19 protein-coding genes are annotated in these 17,253 nt (G+C 71.9%); 11 read left to right on the top strand and 8 right to left on the bottom strand.

Annotated elements, in window-relative coordinates; genetic code table 11:
* Position 1 precedes the first annotated feature (1 nt).
* The 9 genes from QMG39_RS00915 (at position 2) to QMG39_RS00875 (ending at position 7,396) form a co-directional block, all read left to right on the top strand.
* Complete coding sequence (locus QMG39_RS00915; RefSeq protein WP_281881944.1) at positions 2-643, top strand: CoA transferase subunit B; 642 nt, start codon at positions 2-4, stop codon at positions 641-643.
* A gap of 97 nt (positions 644-740) precedes the next feature.
* Positions 741-1,796 carry an alpha/beta fold hydrolase gene (locus tag QMG39_RS00910; protein WP_281881943.1) on the top strand — a complete coding sequence of 352 codons (1,056 nt, stop codon included), beginning with the start codon at positions 741-743 and terminating at the stop codon, positions 1,794-1,796.
* Between the two features lie 185 nt (positions 1,797-1,981).
* Positions 1,982-2,758, top strand: a complete 777-nt coding sequence (locus QMG39_RS00905; RefSeq protein ID WP_281881942.1) for a hypothetical protein — start codon at positions 1,982-1,984, stop codon at positions 2,756-2,758.
* Positions 2,759-2,835: 77 nt separating this feature from the next.
* Positions 2,836-3,606, top strand: coding sequence for a hypothetical protein (locus tag QMG39_RS00900; protein ID WP_281881941.1), 771 nt, complete (start codon positions 2,836-2,838; stop codon positions 3,604-3,606).
* A 53-nt stretch (positions 3,607-3,659) separates the two neighbouring features.
* A complete protein-coding gene (locus tag QMG39_RS00895; protein ID WP_281881940.1) occupies positions 3,660-4,088 on the top strand; it encodes a hypothetical protein in 429 nt (142 codons plus the stop codon).
* A complete protein-coding gene (locus QMG39_RS00890; protein WP_281881939.1) occupies positions 4,085-4,363 on the top strand; it encodes a hypothetical protein in 279 nt (92 codons plus the stop codon). The genes QMG39_RS00895 and QMG39_RS00890 overlap by 4 nt, the downstream gene beginning before the upstream one ends.
* Positions 4,364-4,610: 247 nt before the next feature.
* A complete protein-coding gene (locus QMG39_RS00885) occupies positions 4,611-5,111 on the top strand; it encodes an RNA-binding protein (RefSeq protein ID WP_281881938.1) in 501 nt (166 codons plus the stop codon).
* A 66-nt stretch (positions 5,112-5,177) separates the two neighbouring features.
* On the top strand, positions 5,178-6,308 hold the full coding sequence (gene ispG, locus QMG39_RS00880; protein WP_281887105.1) for a flavodoxin-dependent (E)-4-hydroxy-3-methylbut-2-enyl-diphosphate synthase: 1,131 nt from the start codon (positions 5,178-5,180) through the stop codon (positions 6,306-6,308).
* A gap of 86 nt (positions 6,309-6,394) precedes the next feature.
* A complete protein-coding gene (locus QMG39_RS00875) occupies positions 6,395-7,396 on the top strand; it encodes a hypothetical protein (protein WP_281881937.1) in 1,002 nt (333 codons plus the stop codon).
* 28 nt (positions 7,397-7,424) lie between these two features.
* Here the strand turns inward: QMG39_RS00875 and pcp are convergent, their stop codons facing one another.
* From pcp to fadD5, 7 genes are all read right to left on the bottom strand, one after another.
* The gene (gene pcp / locus QMG39_RS00870) at positions 7,425-8,063 is read right to left on the bottom strand and encodes a pyroglutamyl-peptidase I (RefSeq protein WP_281881936.1); all 639 of its coding nucleotides are present in this window, start codon (positions 8,061-8,063) and stop codon (positions 7,425-7,427) included.
* A gap of 45 nt (positions 8,064-8,108) precedes the next feature.
* Positions 8,109-9,035, bottom strand: coding sequence for a cytochrome b/b6 domain-containing protein (locus QMG39_RS00865; protein ID WP_281881935.1), 927 nt, complete (start codon positions 9,033-9,035; stop codon positions 8,109-8,111).
* Positions 9,032-9,994: an electron transfer flavoprotein subunit alpha/FixB family protein gene (locus tag QMG39_RS00860; RefSeq protein WP_281881934.1), complete on the bottom strand. Its 963-nt coding sequence runs from the start codon at positions 9,992-9,994 to the stop codon at positions 9,032-9,034. Before QMG39_RS00860 ends, QMG39_RS00865 begins: the two co-directional genes overlap by 4 nt.
* A gap of 11 nt (positions 9,995-10,005) precedes the next feature.
* On the bottom strand, positions 10,006-10,773 hold the full coding sequence (locus QMG39_RS00855; protein ID WP_281881933.1) for an electron transfer flavoprotein subunit beta/FixA family protein: 768 nt from the start codon (positions 10,771-10,773) through the stop codon (positions 10,006-10,008).
* Between the two features lie 85 nt (positions 10,774-10,858).
* Positions 10,859-11,479: a TetR/AcrR family transcriptional regulator gene (locus tag QMG39_RS00850; RefSeq protein WP_281881932.1), complete on the bottom strand. Its 621-nt coding sequence runs from the start codon at positions 11,477-11,479 to the stop codon at positions 10,859-10,861.
* 35 nt (positions 11,480-11,514) lie between these two features.
* Positions 11,515-12,021 carry a GXWXG domain-containing protein gene (locus QMG39_RS00845; protein ID WP_281881931.1) on the bottom strand — a complete coding sequence of 169 codons (507 nt, stop codon included), beginning with the start codon at positions 12,019-12,021 and terminating at the stop codon, positions 11,515-11,517.
* The gene (gene fadD5 / locus QMG39_RS00840; RefSeq protein ID WP_281881930.1) at positions 12,018-13,607 is read right to left on the bottom strand and encodes a fatty-acid--CoA ligase FadD5; all 1,590 of its coding nucleotides are present in this window, start codon (positions 13,605-13,607) and stop codon (positions 12,018-12,020) included. The genes QMG39_RS00845 and fadD5 overlap by 4 nt, the downstream gene beginning before the upstream one ends.
* A gap of 153 nt (positions 13,608-13,760) precedes the next feature.
* On the opposite strand from fadD5, the gene QMG39_RS00835 reads away from it, so the two are divergent.
* Positions 13,761-14,969 carry a TetR/AcrR family transcriptional regulator gene (locus tag QMG39_RS00835; RefSeq protein WP_281881929.1) on the top strand — a complete coding sequence of 403 codons (1,209 nt, stop codon included), beginning with the start codon at positions 13,761-13,763 and terminating at the stop codon, positions 14,967-14,969.
* Positions 14,970-14,979: 10 nt separating this feature from the next.
* On the opposite strand, the gene QMG39_RS00830 is transcribed toward QMG39_RS00835, so the two are convergent.
* Complete coding sequence (locus QMG39_RS00830) at positions 14,980-16,434, bottom strand: aldehyde dehydrogenase family protein (RefSeq protein ID WP_281881928.1); 1,455 nt, start codon at positions 16,432-16,434, stop codon at positions 14,980-14,982.
* A 168-nt stretch (positions 16,435-16,602) separates the two neighbouring features.
* Here QMG39_RS00830 and QMG39_RS00825 point away from each other — a divergent pair, with 168 nt between their 5' ends.
* Complete coding sequence (locus QMG39_RS00825) at positions 16,603-17,253, top strand: TetR/AcrR family transcriptional regulator (protein ID WP_281881927.1); 651 nt, start codon at positions 16,603-16,605, stop codon at positions 17,251-17,253.

Here is a 17,253-nt window from a genome sequence, read left to right as displayed (position 1 = left end):
GATGGCGCTCACCCGCCTGGAGATGGCCGCCCGCGCGGCGAAGGAGCTGCCCGACGGCGCCTACGTGAACCTCGGCATCGGCCTGCCGACGCTCGTGCCGAACTACGTGCCCGAGGGCGTCACGGTCGTGCTGCAGTCCGAGAACGGCATCCTCGGCGTCGGCCCGTACCCCACCGAGGACCAGGTCGACCCCGACCTCATCAACGCCGGCAAGGAGACCGTGACGGTGCTGCCCGGTTCGGCGTACTTCGACTCGGCGATGAGCTTCGGCATGATCCGCGGCGGCAAGATCGACGCGGCGATCCTCGGCGCGATGCAGGTGTCCGCGACCGGTGACCTGGCGAACTGGATGATCCCCGGCAAGATGGTCAAGGGCCCCGGTGGTGCGATGGACCTCGTGCACGGTGCGAAGCAGGTCATCGTGCTGATGGAGCACGTCGCGAAGGACGGCTCGGCGAAGATCGTCGACGAGTGCTCGCTGCCGCTGACCGGCATCGGCGTGGTCGACCGCATCATCACCGACCTCGCCGTGATCGACGTCACGCCCGACGGGCTCGTGCTCGTCGAGGTGGCGCCCGGCGTCACCGTCGAGGAGGTCGTCGCCGCGACCGAGCCGCCGCTCAAGGTCGCCGTCCCCGCCTGATCCGCCGCGAGGCGAGCCCCGCACGACGACACCCGTCGACGAACCACCGATCCACCAGTACCGTCCGTTCCACCGCACCACTCGACGAGGAGTCACCGTGACCGACACCCTGCTGCACGGCATCACCGCCCACGACGTCACCACGCCGCGCCTGACCGCGCGCGTGCTCGAGCGCCCGTCGGCGACCGCCGCGCGCACCGTGCTCTTCGTGCACGGCAACGTGTCGTCGTCGCTGTTCTGGCAGCCGACGATGCTCGGCCTGCCCGACGACGTGCGGGCGCTGGCCGTCGACCTCCGCGGTTTCGGCGAGTCGGAGACCCTGCCGGTCGACGCGACGCGCGGGCTCGGGGACTTCGCCGACGACGTGGCATCCGTCATCGCTGCGCTGGAGCTGACGGACGTGCACCTCGTCGGGTGGAGCATGGGCGGCGGCGTCGTCATGCAGTTCCTGCTCGAGCACCAGGACGTCTCCGTGGCATCCGTCACCCTCGTCGACCCCGTGTCGCCCTACGGGTTCGGGGCGACGGATGCCTCCGGCGCGCTCGTGACCCCGGATGCGGCCGGTGCCGGCGGTGGCGGCGCCAACCCCGACTTCGTGCAGCGCCTCGCCGACGGCGACCGCTCGTCGGACGCGGCCACCTCGCCGCTCTCGGTCTACCTCGGCACCTACGTGAAGCCCGGTTTCACGAGCGAGTACGACGCGATCTGGATCGAGTCGATGCTCACCACGAAGACCGGCGTCGGCAACTACCCGGGCGACGCCACGACCTCGGAGAACTGGCCCGGCTTCGCGCCCGGCACCTCCGGCGTGCTCAACACCATGGCGCCGACCGTGTTCGACGTCTCGGGCATCGCCGACCTGGCGACCAAGCCGCCGATCCTCTGGATCCACGGCGCCGACGACGTGATCGTCTCCGACGCGTCGCTCTTCGACCTCAACAACCTCGGTGCGCTCGGCGTGATCCCGGGTTGGCCGGGGGCGGATGCCGCGCCGGTGCAGCCCATGGTGACGCAGACGCGCACCGTGCTCGGCCGCTACGTCGACAACGGCGGCGTCGCCCGCGAGGTCGAGGTGCCCGACTGCGGCCACTCGCCGCACCTCGAGCACCCCGACGTGTTCCTCGGCGCGCTGCTCGACCAGCTCGGCGGCTGACCCGCCGCGGCGACAACCCACCCGCGCTCGCCGATGCGGAGATCCGGCCCGACACGCCGCCCGCAGCGGCCTCCGTCCGGCGTGTCGCGCCGGATCTCCGCATCCGCGTACGTCGTTGTCCGATCGTGACCGCCGTGCCTGTGGACGGCGCGGTTCCGCAGGCGGGTTCGGGTGAGGATCGGACCATGCCGAATCCGAGACGGGCCAGGGGGAGCCTCTTCCCGGTGCTCGCCGTGGTCGCGGCGCTCACGCTGTCGGGCTGCGCGTCGGCGGTCGAGCCGGTCGCGGCGGAGACGCCGGCGGCGCAGCCCGCAGTCGAGCCGTCTCCGACACCGACGCCGACCGAACCGGCCGACCCGCTCGAGTCGGCGACCGAGCTCGTCGTGCGACCCGAGCAGCTCGACGTGCTGGACGCGAGCGGCGCGATCGTCGCCGAGCTCTCCTACGACCTGCCCACCGACGAGTTCGTCGGGGCGCTGACGACCGTGTTCGGGTCCGCGCCGGACCACGAGGTGCTGGTCGCGACGCACCGGTCTCCCCAGATCGACGCCTTCCTCTGGGACGGCTTCGAGGTCTACGACGACCTCGTCGGGTATCGGGACGGGAACGAGTGGGTCACCACCGACGAGCCCGACCTCAGCGACATGAACGTGCATGTCGTCGCGGGCAGGCCCGCCGTCGGTGACGTCGGGATCCGTACGGTCGAGGGCTATCGGCCGGGAGACGATCTCGAGTGGGTCGACTCGATCGAGGGCAGTGCGTCGACGCGTCTGCCGGAGGTGCCCTGGCTCGTGGTGGCGGTCGAGACCGGGCCGGAGCTCGGCGAGCGGTGGTACGACGAGGTTCCGAACGCCAATTCGGTGGTGTTCGTCTCCTACTTGGAAACGACACTGTTCGACGGGTCGCCGTGGGAGCCGACACAGATCCTGGCCCCGCGGAACATCGGCGTGCCGAGCGTCTGACTGCGCGTTGCCGAATCGTTGTCGCGCGTCGGTGTGGATGCTGACCCCACCGTCCACCTGAATGTGAGGGTTGAGACATGAAGCTCGCGCAGAAGCCCGTCCGACGTTCTGCATCGGTGCTCGCCGCATTGGCTGCCGGTACGTTGCTCGCGGCCTGCGCTCCCGCGGCGGCACCGGTCGCCGAGACCGAGTCGCCCGCTCCCGTCGTCACCGAGTCGCCGACGCAGACCCCGGAGCAGGACCCACTCGAGACCGTCGTCGAGATCGTGATCCGGCCCGAGCGACTTGACCTGCGCGATGACGCCGGGGCCAAGGTCGCCGAACTGTCGTACGACCTGGATACCGATGAACTCGTGGCGGCGCTGACGACGGTGTTCGGCGCGGAGCCCGAGCTCGAGGTGCTCGAGGCGCGCACGCACTTCTCCGAGATGCACGCCTATCACTGGGACGGGTTCACCGTGACGGACGACCTCGTCGGGAAGTGGGACGACGACGGCTCGGGCAATTCGGTGTGGGTCGAGACCGATGGTCCCGATGTGATCGGCATGAACGTGTTCGTCACCGCGGATGCCACCGTGGTCGGCGCGGTCGTGCTCACCACCGAGCCCGGCTACCGGGCTGGCGACGATGTCGCCGCGCTCTCCGCCGAACTCGGCGAGGACTATCGCGGCAACGGCAATGACCGGATCATCGTCGAGTCCGGGCCTGAACTCGGCGAGAGCCAGACCGGCGCGCCGAACGCGAACTCAGTGCTCCTGAGCGACTGGCCCGAGGCGGGCGGGGGCGCCGCCGTGGCGGGCGGCAGCAGGATCACCGCCCCGATGAACCTCGGCGAAGGCGGGGCCTGATGCGCGGTCGAATCGTTCCTCGGCGTCACCGGAGGGTGCGGATCGGAATCGTCGTGGCGCTGGCCACCGGGCTCGCGCTGGCTGGGTGTGCGCAGCCGGAAGCCGTCGCCGACCCGGAACCGGATCCGACTCCGATCGCGACGCCGACGCCGACACCCACCGCGGAGCCCGACCCGCTCGAGACGGTCGTCGAGATCGTGCTCCGACCCGAGCAGCTCGACCTGCACGACGAGACCGGCGCGACGGTGGCCGAGTTGTCGTACGACCTCCCGACCGGCGAGCTGGTCGAGACCCTCTCGACCGTGTTCGATGTCGCGCCCGAGTATCGCCTGCAGCCCGCTCAGGTCGAGGGGCACAGACCGATATCTACGAGTGGGATGGACTCTGGATCGCCGACGACCTCATGGGTAATGTCGAGGGCGGCAACACCCCGGAGACGTGGACCTGGTACCCGGACGACAGGCCGGACACGTGGGGCATGAACGTGTACGTGGGCGTTCGCGCCGCATCGGTCGGCGGGGTCGCGATCCAGACCGTGCAGGGGTACACCGTCGATCACGACCTGGAGGCGATCGCGGCATCCCTGTCGGTACCGTTCTGGGGCAACGGATACGACGAGATCGTCGTCGAGACGGGCCCCGAACTCGGTGAGCGCGAGTTGGCCGATGTGCCGAACGCGTACTCCGTGGTGATGACCTCCTTCCCGGATGGCACGGCCATCGGCGCGCCGGTGAACGTCGGCGTCGCGCGGCACTGATCCGACGTGGTCGCTGCGGCGACCGGCCACGGCGCACGAGTCGCGATGCTGGAGCGGGTCGATTCGCGGAATCTCGCGCAGAGACGTGTGGACAGCGCGCTTCGGGTCCGTCGCCGCGAGAGGATCAAGGGTGCTTCGACATTCCCCGCGCGGCATTGCCGCTCTCGTATTGATCGCGTCGACCATGCTCCTCGGGACGGGGTGCACGGCGGATGACGGCGCCGCAGCGTCGGCGGAGCCTGCCGCCGTGCAGCAGAGCGAGCGCCCCGAGGTCGTGGCGACCGCGTCGATCGTGCTGCGGGCGGACCGGCTCGAGCTTCGGCCCGCCGAGGTCGCCGGGGTGTCGGAAGTGCGGTTCGATCAGCCGGTGGACGACGCGGCGCCGGGCATCCGCGGGTTCCTCGAGGCGCACGGCGTCGACTGGGAGGCGATCGAGGAGTCGTCGGACTCGTCGTATTCCTGGGGCGGTATGACCCTGGCGGCAGCGGGTGGCGCCGCGGGCGCGCCCCTCGTCACGGTGCGCTTCGAAGCCGACGCGATCGGCGACGTGCGACTGCTCGCGCCCGAGCGGCTCGCGGTCGGCGAGGTCGTCGACACGCAGCGCCACCCCGACGCCTACGACTGCGACGGCCAGGCGCTGATCGACACGGGCTCCGTGGTCGAGGAGTGGGAGCTGCGTGCCGAGACCGACCACGACCACATCGTGACGGCGCTCGTGGCACCTGTGCTCGCGGGCACCTGCGGCTAGCGCGGCGTCGCCCCGGGCATCCGACCCGCACGTAGACTGGCAGACGTGCCTGCAGTGAATCTCGGAATGCCGAAGGTCCCCGAAACCCTCGCCCCGCGGAGGAAGTCCCGCCAGATCAAGGTCGGCAAGGTGCTGGTCGGGGGAGACGCGCCGGTGAGCGTGCAGTCGATGACGACCACGCCGACGCCGAACATCAACGCCACGCTGCAGCAGATCGCCGAGCTCACGGCGTCGGGCTGCGAGATCGTGCGCGTCGCCGTGCCGAGCCGCGACGACGCCGAGGCGCTCCCGATCATCGCGAAGAAGAGCCAGATCCCGGTCATCGCCGACATCCACTTCCAGCCGAACTACGTGTTCGCTGCGATCGACGCGGGCTGCGCCGCGGTGCGCGTGAACCCCGGCAACATCCGCAAGTTCGACGACCGCGTCGGCGAGATCGCCAAGCGCGCCAAGGAGGCCGGCGTCTCGCTGCGCATCGGCGTGAACGCCGGCTCGCTCGACCCGCGCCTGCTGCAGAAGTACGGCAAGGCGACCCCCGAGGCGCTCGTCGAGTCGGCCGTGTGGGAGGCGAGCCTCTTCGAGGAGCACGACTTCCACGACTTCAAGATCTCGGTCAAGCACAACGACCCCATCGTGATGGTGAAGGCGTACCGCATGCTCGCCGAGCGCGGCGACTGGCCGCTGCACCTCGGCGTCACCGAGGCCGGCCCCGCCTTCCAGGGCACGATCAAGTCGGCGACGGCGTTCGGCATCCTGCTCGCCGAGGGCATCGGCGACACCATCCGCGTCTCCCTGTCGGCCCCGCCGGCCGAGGAGGTCAAGGTCGGCCTGCAGATCCTGCAGTCGCTGAACCTCCGCGAGCGCAAGCTCGAGATCGTCTCGTGCCCGTCGTGCGGCCGCGCCCAGGTCGACGTCTACAAGCTCGCCGACGACGTCACGTCGGGCCTCGAGGGCATGAGCGTGCCGCTCCGCGTGGCTGTCATGGGCTGCGTCGTGAACGGACCCGGCGAGGCGCGCGAGGCTGACCTCGGCGTGGCATCCGGCAACGGCAAGGGCCAGATCTTCGTCAAGGGCGAGGTCATCAAGACGGTGCCCGAGGCCGAGATCGTCGAGACCCTCATCGCCGAGGCCAACCGCATCGCCGACGAGATGGGGGCGGATGCCCCGGTCGGCAGCCCGCAGGTCGTCACGAGCTGACCTCGGATATCCCGATCCGGTAACGGGTCCCGGCTGTCGCTGGGGACGCCGTGAGTCCGCCGCGGCCCGTTCCTAGGGTTGTCTCCATGCGTCTCCGCCTGCTCGCGCCCGTCACCCTGCTCGCGCTCACGCTCAGCGGGTGCGCGGCGGCGGATGCGGCGGACATCGCCCCGACCGAGGCGGCCCCGTCCACCGAGCCGGCCGTGGCGGAGCCGGAGAACGAGGCACCGCCGCTCACCGCGCCCGGCGCGTTCGGCGACGACTGCGGCGCGGTCGTGACCCTCGACGAGCTCGCGACCTCGGTGGGCGCCGCCGACCTGCCCGCGCTCGACGCGCCGACGACCGCGATGGCCGCGGTCGCCGTTCGGACGCTGGGCGGCATCGCCTGCACCTGGCGCTGGCCCGACGCCGCCGGCCGTGTCTCGCTCACGTTGCTGCCGGTGCAGGCCGCCATCGACGAGGCGCCGGGGGAGTCCTGCTACGAGTCCTCCGACGGCACGCAGACCCTGACGACCTGCCGCTTCGCGTCAGCGGTGGGCGAGTGGTGGTTCACGGGCAGCGTCGAGCTTCCGGCGTCGTCTGCCACCGATCCGTCGATCGCCGTGATGTCGCTGACCTCCGCGTTCGGCGTCCGTGCCGGGTCGACGCCCGCCGAGGTCCCGGTGCCGCCCGACGGCACGTGGGGCCTCGTGCCGGAGTGCGCGTCGCTCGCGTCATCGGTCGACGCGGCGGCAGCGTTCGGCGTGGATCTCGCGGCGACCCCCGGGAACCTCGCCGGCGAGGCGGACCCCGGCCTCTACACCGCGATCTTCGCCTCCGGCTGGCGTGGCTGCCACTGGAACGGCGACACCGTGTTCGTCGAGTCCGTGATGCTCCGCGGCGCCGGCTGGGCGGCCACGGATGCTGCGGGAATCGAGAGCGCGGAGCCGATCGACGTCGCCGGCGCGGCGAGCGCACTCGCGATGCCCGACGGCGGCCGCGTCGAGGTGCGCGCGACCGACGGCGCGAACCTCGTCACGACCTTCGCCTCCGACGCCGAGGACGCGGCCGCGCTGGCCTCGCTGCTGCTCGGCACGATGGCGGGCTGAGCGGGCTGACCCGCCGGCGCGTCGCCGGTCAGTGCAGCGAGCCTCCCGCGATCGCGACATCGGCCGCGGTGTCGAGGCTCACGCGGCACGCGATGGCGAGCGCCTCGGCGATGGTCGCCGCGGGCAGCGACGGCGCCCCCTCGGGTGCGCTCTCGGCCGCGTACGGCACGTGGATGAACCCGGCACGCAGTCCGGGCCGTGCAACCGCGAGGTGCGTGGCCCGGTAGAAGACCGCGTTGCACACGTAGGTGCCCGCGGTGGTCGAGAGCGACGAGCGGATGCCCCGGGCGGCCAACTCCGCGTCGATGGCCTTCACCGGCAGGCCCGTGAAGCGCGCATCGGGCCCGCCCGCCACGACGGCCGCGTCGAGCGGCTGGTCGCCGTCGTTGTCGGGGATGCGCGCGTCGGCGAGGTTCACCGCGACGCGCTCGGGCGTGATGCCCGCGCGTCCGCCCGCGAGCCCCGTCGCGATGAGCACGTCGGGGGAGTGCGCCTCGACGAGCCGCTCGAGCTCGTCGGCCGCGGCGGCGAACGACACCGGCAGCACGGCCGTGACCAGCCGTTCCGGCCACGACCAGCTCGCGCCGACCGCGCGCACGGCGTCGCCGGAGGGGTTGACGGCGTCGCCGCCGAACGGCTCGAAGCCGGTGAGGAGCACGCTGGTCACGGCATCCGAGCCTATTCGCACCGGATGCCGCGGCTGAACCGGGCCCTACCGCGTGACCTTGCCCGTGAGCTGCGCGAGGCCGCGCAGGTAGACCGGCCGGGCGAGGATCCACGCGGCGACCATCACGACCACCGTGCCGGCGAACACCGCCGCGCCGATCCAGTTCACCTCGTCGGTGCCGGCGTACATGTGGTTGAGGTTGCGCAGCGCGCCGGTCGCGAGCACGAGGCCGACGTGGGCGATCACGAACGCCACGAAGGCGAGCATCACGGGCAGGTGCACCGCGCGCGCCAGGCCGATCGGGTAGGCGCGGTTCAGGCGCGGGGTGTCGACGGGCCACGCCGGCGACATCCGCAGCCCCGTGAGGATCGCCAGCGGCGCCGCGATGAACACGATGCCGAAGTAGGCCAGCAGCTGCAGGCTGTTGTAGACCACCCAGCCGTCCTCGGCGGGCCAGTCGAGCGACACGTACTGCAGTGCCACCGAGAGCGCGTTCGGCACGACGTCCCACGACGTGGGCACGATGCGCGCCCAGTGTCCCGTGGCGAACAGCAGCACGATGAACACGATGCCGTTCAGCACCCACAGGGCGTCGAGCGAGAGGTGCAGCCAGAGGTCGAAGCTGATGCGCTTCGGCGCCCGCTTCGTGCGGAAGCGCCCGGTGTTGGTGCGGGTCCAGTGCGCCTCGGGTCGCTGCACGGTGCGCACGCGCCAGCCGGTGCGCACGATCAGCAGCAGGAAGAACGCGTTCAGGAAGTGCTGCCAGCTGAGCCACGCGGGGAAGCCCTCGGGCGTGCCCGGCGGCGGGGGCACCGTGCCCGGGTACGCGTCGACGAACGCCTCGACGCCCGCGAGGGTGCGCAGCCAGCGCGCGAGCAGCACGAGCGCGACCACCGCCACGAGTGCGGCCGGGATCGCCCAGCCGAGCACCTTCCAGCGACTGGGCGCACCCTGGCGCGTCGACGTCGTCATCGCCGTGCCTCGACCGCGTCGATGAGCTTCGGCACCACCTGGAACAGGTCGCCCACGACGGCGAGGTCGGCGATCTCGAAGATCGGCGCGTCGGGGTCGCGGTCGATCGCGACGATCGTCTTCGACGTGCGCATGCCGGCGAGGTGCTGGATCGCGCCCGAGATGCCGAGCGCGAGGTACAGGTCGGGTGCCACGGTTGTGCCGGTCTGGCCGACCTGGAGCGCCTGCGGGGCGTACCCGGAGTCGACGGCCGCGCGCGAGGCGCCGACCGCCGCGCCGAGCGTGTCGGCGAGCTGCTCGACGAGCACGAACTGCTCCTTCGAGCCGAGGGCGCGGCCACCGGACACGACCTTGGCGGCGCCCCGGAGGTCGGGCCGGCTGGTGGAGCCGCCGAGCTCACGGGCATCCGCGGCCCTCACTCCGGTCGGGGAGTCGAGCGCGACCTCCTCGACGTCGATCGCGGCAGCCGGACCGGTCGGCGTGGTCGCGCCCACGCGCACCGTCACCACGGGGACGCCGCCCTCGACGCCCGAGCGGACGATCCACGAGCCCCCGAACACCGAGTGCGTGATGCGCACGGCGCCGCCGTCGAGGCCGACGTCGATCGCGTCGGTCGCGACCGGGGACTCGGTGCGCGCGGCGTACCTGCCGGCGACCTCGCGGCCCTCGACCGTGTGGCCCACGACGACGGCGACCGGGCCGACCAGGGCGACCGCGGCCTGCAGCAGGTCGACCTGCGGTGCCGACACGAGCACGCCCGCGTCGGGGGACTCGGCGACGATCGCGCGGGACGCGCCGGCCGCATGCAGTCGCCCGGCGACCGCGTCGCGGTGCCCGGGCGGCACGACGGCGACGGCGACGGGGTCGCCCACGGCGGCGGCCGCGCCGACCAGGGGATCGATGGTGTTGCGCACGGAGCCGTTCGCGGCGACCTCGGCCAGTACGAGCACGCTCGTCATGGTTCTGCTCCTCAGATCAGGTTGCGCTCGGCGAGGAAGTCGGCGACCGCCTCGGCGGCCGTGCCGTCGTCCACGATCCGCGCGCCGGCGGTGCGTTCCGGGGCACGGTCGACGTCGACGACGACGGATGCCGCGGGGGCGGGAGCGAGCGCCAGGTCGGACAGGCTCAGCCGGTCGACCGGCTTCTTCTTGGCCTGGCGGATGCCGCGGAAGGAGCCGATCCTCGCCTCGGGGAACCGCTCGGTGACCGTGACGATCGCCGGCAGCGGCACCTCGACGTCCATCGCCTGGAACTCGGTCGCGCGGGCGGCGCGGAGCGCGCCGCCCGCGACCTCGAGCGAGGTCGCGGCGGAGACGAGCGGCAGGCCGAGGCGCTCGGCGAGCATCGCCGGGAGCACGCCGCCCCGGCCGTCGGTGGACTCCAGGCCCGTGAGCACGAGGTCGAACGCCTCGCGGGCGAGCGCGGCGGCGAGTGCGCGACCGGTCTGCAGCAGGTCGGCCCCGACCAGTCGCTCGTCGATGACGTGCACGGCGCGGTCGGCGCCGAGCGCGAGGCCGGCGCGCAGCGCCTGCTCGGCGGCATCCGGCCCCATCGTCAGGAGCACTATCTCGGCCCCGCCGAGCTCCTCTCGCAGGTGGAGCGCCAGTTCGAGCGCCCGGTCGTCGATCTCGTCGGCCACGGCGTCGGAGGCGTCGCGATCGGCGCGCCCCGTCGTCGGGTCCATGCGTCGTTCGCCCCACGTGTCGGGCACCTGCTTGCGCAATACGGCGATCCTCATCGATCCTCCTCGCACCGTCGTCGGCATCGGATGGATCGATCATACCGTACTGCTAGCAGCACGCAAGTACAGTTCTCCGTATCGTTCAGTCGCGCGAGCGGAGGCCCTCGAGCAGGAGGTCCGCGAGCGCGGTGAACGACTCCGGCTCGGCCATGCCCGTGTTGCGGCGCACCTCGCGCTGCTGGATGCGCACGATCGCCGAGGTGGCGAGGTCGGCGGCGAACGCGGCCCGGACCGGGCGGATCGCGCCGGCGTCGACGCCGGCCTCGATGAGCTCGCGGATGCGACGGGCGGCCCCGGCCGCGTTCACCTCGTACACCTCGCGGGTCGGGCCGAACTCCACCACGTCGTCCATGAACGTCTCCGACGCGTCGCGCACCGCGTCGGAGACGCCGGTGAGGTACGCCTCGAGGCGGCGCACCGGGTCGACCTGCTCGGCGACGCGCGCCTCGATCATGTCCGCCGCGCGCCGGAAGTAGTCGAGCACGACCTGGCGGAGCAGTTCCTCGCGCGTGGGGGCGAGGGCGTAGATCGTGGACTTCGAGCAGTGCAGCTCCGCGGCGGTCTCGTCGACCGTGAGGGCGACGAAGCCGCGTCGCAGGTACAGCTCGCCGAGTCGGCGGTAGAGGTCGTCCTGGCGGCTCGTGCGGCGGGCCGACTGCGGCGTCGGCACCGGGAAGCGGGTGGGGTCGGCGGGAGCGCTCATGGGCCCATTCTGGCCGGAACCGGCCGTCGGACGGGTCAGGCCGGGCCCTCGGAATCGAGCACGAACCAGAAGTGGCGACCGCGGTGCAGCACGTCCTTCCCGTTCATCACGCCGAGCAGGAGGCCGTCGCCGGCGCGCTTGAAGTGATCGAACGTCGCCATGCCGTCGTACACCATGGTCGCGGTGACCTCGTCGCGGAACGCGACCATCCAGAGCGACGCGCCGCCGCGCGCGAGCTCGACGTTGTCGACGAGCGAGCCGTCGGGCGCCTCGCAGACGATCGGGCTCACGTCGTTCGCCGAGCGCATGTGCTTGCCGTGCCAGCGCACGCCGTCGAGCACCCGGCCCAGCCCGTGACCCGTGGGCACGGGCGTGCCGCGCCAGCGGCCGAGGAGGTCGTCGATGGATGCGGTGGGCAGCGCCGCCCACACCTCGTCGAGCTCGTCGGGGTCCACCGCGTCGCGCGCGAGGAGCCCGCGCACGCGCGCCTCGAGGCCGGGGGAGACCTCGAGGCGCGCGTCGGCCGTGGCGGCGTCGATCACCCGTTCGCCAACTCGGCCAGGCGGTCGCGGAGCACGGTCTTGAGGACCTTGCCGCCGGCGTTGCGGGGGAGCGCGTCGACGATCACGAGGTCCTTCGGCAGCTTGTACCGGGCGAGCGTCGCGCCGAGGAAGTCGGTGAACTCCTCGAGCGTGAGCTCCTGCTCCGGCTTCAGCGCGACGAACGCCACGGGCACCTCGCCCCAGCGGTCGTCCTCCCGGCCGACGATCGCTGCCTCGAGCACCTTCGGGTGGGCGAACATGGCGTTCTCGACCTCGGCGCAGTAGATGTTCTCGCCGCCCGAGATGATCATGTCCTTCTTGCGGTCGACGACCCAGACGAAGCCCTCGTCGTCCTGCCGGACCAGGTCGCCCGAGTGGAACCAGCCGCCCTCGAACGCCTTGGCGGTCTCCTCGGGCTTGTTCCAGTAGGCCGACATCATGGTCGGGCCCCGGTAGACGATCTCGCCGATCTCCCCGACGGGCACGTCGTTCATCTCGTCGTCGACCACGCGGTACTGGATGGTCGGGATCGGCTTGCCCACCGAGCCGAGCTTGCGGCGCGAGTCGTCCCCGCTCAGCACGCACGTGATCGGCGACATCTCCGTCTGGCCGAACACCGCGACGTTCGTCGCCTCGGGGAAGGTCTCCTCCATCGCCCGCAGCACGGTGTCCGACGCCGGTGCGGCGCCCCAGCTGATGATGCGCAGCTTGAGATCGCGGTCCGTGATGCCCGGCAGTGCGCAGATCGCCTGCCACTGCTGCGGGACGTTGAAGACGATGGTCGCACCCTCGCGCTCCCACGCGTCGACGACGGCCTCGGGGTCGAAGGCGCCGAGCGGGTGGATCACGGTCGGCGTGCCGATGATGAAGTTCGCGGCGATCGAGCCGAGGCCCGCGATGTGGAAGAACGGCGCGGTCAGGAAGCCGACGTCCGACTCGTCCCAGACCTCGTTGCAGCGGATGCAGGTGACCGCCTGGAGGTACATGTTGCGGTGCGAGAGCATCGCGCCCTTGGGGGCGCCGGTGGTGCCCGAGGTGTACATGAGCAGCGCCGTCGAGTCCTCCGGCACGTCCTCGAGCTCGATCGGGTCGGCGTCGGCGAGCACCTGCTCGTACGACTCGAAGCCGTCGGCCTCGCCCAGCACGATCTTCGACTCGAGCTGCGAGGTCATGCCGGCGACGGCGGCGCCGAGCGGCGCGAGCGGGCCGTCGACGATCAGGACGCGCGACCCGCTGTCCTCGATGAGGTAGAGGATCTCGGGCGGGGTGAGGCGGAAGTTCACCGGCACGGCGATCGCGCCGAGGCTGTTGATCGCGAAGACCGCCTCGACGAACTCGGGCCGGTTCAGCGTGAGCAGCATCACCCGGTCGCCGGACTGCACGCCGCGCTCGCGCAGCGCGCCGGCGAGGGCGAGCGAGCGCTCGTGCAGCTGGCGCCAGGTCGTGTCCTGGCCCAGGTAGCGCAGCGCGACCGCATCGGGCCGTGACACGGCGTGGCCCGCCGTCTGGGCCATCCAATGGCTGCGGAACGACCAGGTCGGCATCGCCTGGGCGACGGGCGTCTCCGCGACTGCTGTATTCGTCATCGAATCCCTTTCCCACTTCCTCGTGCAGAACTGCCCCCAGTATGCCCCAGAAGTCGGCCCGCGTCATCACTTTTGTTAATCGCGGTTCTCAGTGTGCGATTCGTCCTGCGCACCGGGGCCGGGTGCCGTAGGGTGCTGGTGGGGAGGTGCGGCGTGTCCGAAGTCGTGACGGAGACGGTTCGGCGCCGGCCGAAGGATCGCAAGCAGCGCATCGAGGCGGCCGCGGCCGAGGCCTTCAGCGCGCACGGATTCCACGCGGTCGGCATGGAGGACATCGCCGCGGCGGTCGGGGTCTCCGCTCCGGCGCTCTACCGGCACTACCCGAGCAAGTACGCGCTCTTCGTCGCGTGCGCGAGGGGACTGGCGGGCGGGCTCCTCGACGGGATCGACGAGGTCCCCGCATCCGACGACCCCGACGAGCGCCTCGACGCGCTCCTGGCCGCGGTGCTGAAGGTGACCGTGGCCAACCGCAGCACCGGCGGGCTCTACCGCTGGGAGGGTCGCTACCTCGCGCCCGAGCACCGGGCCGAGATCGGCGAGCAGTTCGACCGGCTCACCGCGACGATCGCCGACGCGCTGCTCGCGGTGCGCGACGACCTCGGGCCGGTGGAGGCCGATCGCATCGCCTCGGGGGCGCTCGCGGTGATCGCCTCGATCACCGCACACCGCACGTCGCTGGGCGTGCGCCGCATGGACCGCGTGATCGGCGGTGCCGCGCACCGCGTGCTGCGGGTCTCGCCCGACGGCGCCGAGGCGCCGCCCATCGAGCGGAGCGACTCCGAACCGATCGGGGGCCGTCGCGAGCTGCTGCTCTCGAAGGCGATCACGCTCTTCAACCGTCGTGGCTACCACGACGTCGGCATCGACGAGATCGCCGCGGCCGCCGGCCTCACCCCGTCCGGCGTCTATCGCCACTTCGCGGGGAAGTCCGACATCCTCTTCGCGGCATGCGTGCGTGCCGCCGAGCGGCTGACCCAGGTCACGGCGGAGGCCACGTCGAGGGCCGGGTCCGATCCCGCCGGGGCGCTGCAGTCGATGGGGCGCGCCTACATCCGCTTCGCGTTCGAGCAGCACGAGCTGCTGTCGGTCTACTCCGCCGACGCGACGAGCCTGCCCGAGCATGACCTGTCGCGCCTGCTGGCGCTGCAGCGCGAGCACGTGGCCGAGTGGGTGAACCGGCTGCGCGCGGTGCATCCGTCGCTCGACCAGCCCTCCGCGCGCATCCTGGTGCACGCCGCGCTCGGCGTGGTCGTGGACGGGGGCCGCCGCTCCCACTGGAGCGACGACCCCGCGGTCGTGCGCTGCGTCGCGGCCATGGTCGACGCCGTGCTCGACCCGCCGGACACCGACCTCGGCCGCTGAGTCGCGGCGCCTACTTCCTGCTGCCGTGCAGCGAGTGCAGCATCGACTTCGCGATCTTCATGTCGCGCTCGGAGCGGTCGATGCGCAGCAGGTCGAGCGGCGCCTTGAAGCGCTGCACGGTCATCGACTTCGCGCGGCTGAACTCGCGCAGGCCGTCGGGCCCGTGCACGCGGCCGAAGCCCGAGCCGCCGACGCCGCCGAACGGCAGTGCGGCGACCCCGGCGAAGCCGAGCACCGAGTCGATCGTGACCGCGCCGGCCTTGAGCCGGGCGGCGAGGCGCTCGCCCAGCTTGTGGTTGCGCGTGAAGATCGAGGCGCCCAGGCCGTAGTCGGTCGCGTTGGCCTTCTCGACGGCCTCGTCGAGGTCGGCGACGCCGTTGACCACGAGGGTGGGTCCGAACGTCTCCACGCACACGGCGTCGGCGTCCTCGGGCACGTCGGTCAGCACGATCGGCTCGACGAACGGCGCCTTGACCGAGTCGACCCCGCCGAGCACCGCGGTGCCGCCGCGGGTGAGGGCGTCCTGCACGTGCTCGCGCACGACGTCGCCGCCGGCCGGGTGCGTCATGCGGCCGTACGACGCGGACTCGTCCGTGCCGGGCGCGAGCGTACGGGCCTTCTCGACCAGGAGGTCGAGGAACTGCCGGCGCACCGACTCGACCACGTAGACGCGCTCGACGCCGACGCAGGTCTGGCCGCTGTTGCCGAAGCCGCCGAACACCGCGAAGTCCGTGGCGAGGTCGAGGTTCGCGTCGGCCGCGACGATCATCGCGTCCTTGCCGCCGCACTCGGCGACCAGCGGCGTGAGCTGCTCGGCGCAGGCCGCCATGACCTTCTTCGCGGTCGCGGTGGACCCGGTGAAGCCGACCTTGTCGACCCCCGCGCGGATCAGCGCGCCGCCGACCTCGCCGCCACCGGTCACGACCTGCAGCACGGGCTGCTCGGGGTTCGCGCGCGTCCATGCCTCGGCCAGCCAGACCGCGGTGTCGGGGGTCAGCTCGCTGGGCTTGAACACGACGGCGTTGCCCGCGGCGATCGCGTAGCCGACCGACCCCATCGGCGTGTAGAGCGGGTAGTTCCACGGGCCGATGACGGCGACGACGCCGTACGGCTCGTACCCGAGCGTGGCCTTCTGGTTGAACGCGACCGCGCCCGCGGGAACGCCGCGGCGCTTCAGTACCTTCCGGGCGTGCTTCGCGGCCCAGTCGAGGTGCCCCAGGGTGAGCATGATCTCGAGCGTGGCATCGCCGACCGGCTTGCCGGTCTCGCGCGAGATGATCTCGGCGAGCTCCTCGGCGCCGTTGGCGATGGCGTTCTTCCAGGCGAGCGTGCGCCGGCGGCGCTCCGCGTAGCCGAGGCCCGCCCACCACGCCGACGCCTCGCGCGCGGCGGCGACCGTCGCGGTGACGTCGGGCAGGGGCTGCTCGGGCTGCTGCTGCAGCTTCGGGCTGTCGGTCAGTGTCATGGGATTCTCCGCATCCTCGGGGAGTCGTCGATCACAAGTGAATGATCATTCACAGTATCCCCGACTCTCCGACTCGGCACAAGATGTCTCGCGGTGGCTGGGGATGACGTGAGAGAATCGAACGACGATTCGATTCCGTCCGATGGTGTGACGGTGAAGGGGGCGCAGATGGCCCAGCGTGCCGCCGCGCAGCAGCAGGTCGCGGCTCCGACGAAGTCGGAGCGCACCCGCGAGCGCATCCTCGACGCCGCCGCGCACGTGCTGAGCCGCAAGGGCTACGCCGGCACGCGCCTCAGCGACGTCGCGGAGGTGGCCGAGGTGCAGGCTCCGGCCATCTACTACTACTTCGCCTCGCGCGACGACCTCATCGAGGAGGTCATGTGGGTCGGCGCGCACCGCGTGCGGCTGCACGTGCAGGCCGTGCTCGATGCCCTTCCCGAGGGGACCGAGCCGATCGACCGCATCCTGGCCGCGGTGGAGGAGCACCTGCGGTACGAGCTCAGCATCTCCGACTACACGACGGCGTCGGTGCGCAACGCCGGCCAGGTTCCCGAGCAGCTGCGTACGCGCCCGGCCGAGGAGGAGGCGGCGTACAGCCGCATCTGGCGCGACCTGTTCGACGAGGCCGCGCGTGCGGGCCAGCTCCGCGACGGGCTCGACATCAACGTCTCGCGGCTGCTGCTGCTCGGCTCGATGAACTGGGCGGCGGAGTGGTGGAACCCGCGGATGCGCTCGCTGACCGACCTCGTCGCGGCGGCGCGCTCGCTCGTGCTGCACGGCATGGGGGCGCCGGGCCTGGGCGAGCGCGCCGGCCGCTGA

The organism is Agromyces rhizosphaerae, from assembly GCF_027925245.1.
GTDB classification, from domain to species: Bacteria; Actinomycetota; Actinomycetes; order Actinomycetales; family Microbacteriaceae; genus Agromyces; species Agromyces rhizosphaerae.
This window is presented reverse-complemented; position numbering and strand designations above follow the sequence as displayed.

What these genes read in the sequence shown, in the direction of transcription:
- QMG39_RS00855 (WP_281881933.1), bottom strand. Translation starts at nt 10,773, where the DNA reads ATGAGGATCGCCGTATTGCGCAAGCAGGTGCCCGACACGTGGGGCGAA.
- ispG (WP_281887105.1), top strand. Translation starts at nt 5,178, where the DNA reads ATGCCGAAGGTCCCCGAAACCCTCGCCCCGCGGAGGAAGTCCCGCCAG.
- QMG39_RS00900 (WP_281881941.1), top strand. Translation starts at nt 2,836, where the DNA reads ATGAAGCTCGCGCAGAAGCCCGTCCGACGTTCTGCATCGGTGCTCGCC.
- QMG39_RS00875 (WP_281881937.1), top strand. Translation starts at nt 6,395, where the DNA reads ATGCGTCTCCGCCTGCTCGCGCCCGTCACCCTGCTCGCGCTCACGCTC.
- QMG39_RS00830 (WP_281881928.1), bottom strand. Translation starts at nt 16,434, where the DNA reads ATGACACTGACCGACAGCCCGAAGCTGCAGCAGCAGCCCGAGCAGCCC.
- QMG39_RS00850 (WP_281881932.1), bottom strand. Translation starts at nt 11,479, where the DNA reads ATGAGCGCTCCCGCCGACCCCACCCGCTTCCCGGTGCCGACGCCGCAG.
- QMG39_RS00890 (WP_281881939.1), top strand. Translation starts at nt 4,085, where the DNA reads ATGAACGTGTACGTGGGCGTTCGCGCCGCATCGGTCGGCGGGGTCGCG.
- fadD5 (WP_281881930.1), bottom strand. Translation starts at nt 13,607, where the DNA reads ATGACGAATACAGCAGTCGCGGAGACGCCCGTCGCCCAGGCGATGCCG.
- QMG39_RS00915 (WP_281881944.1), top strand. Translation starts at nt 2, where the DNA reads ATGGCGCTCACCCGCCTGGAGATGGCCGCCCGCGCGGCGAAGGAGCTG.
- QMG39_RS00825 (WP_281881927.1), top strand. Translation starts at nt 16,603, where the DNA reads ATGGCCCAGCGTGCCGCCGCGCAGCAGCAGGTCGCGGCTCCGACGAAG.
- QMG39_RS00905 (WP_281881942.1), top strand. Translation starts at nt 1,982, where the DNA reads ATGCCGAATCCGAGACGGGCCAGGGGGAGCCTCTTCCCGGTGCTCGCC.
- QMG39_RS00860 (WP_281881934.1), bottom strand. Translation starts at nt 9,994, where the DNA reads ATGACGAGCGTGCTCGTACTGGCCGAGGTCGCCGCGAACGGCTCCGTG.
- QMG39_RS00865 (WP_281881935.1), bottom strand. Translation starts at nt 9,035, where the DNA reads ATGACGACGTCGACGCGCCAGGGTGCGCCCAGTCGCTGGAAGGTGCTC.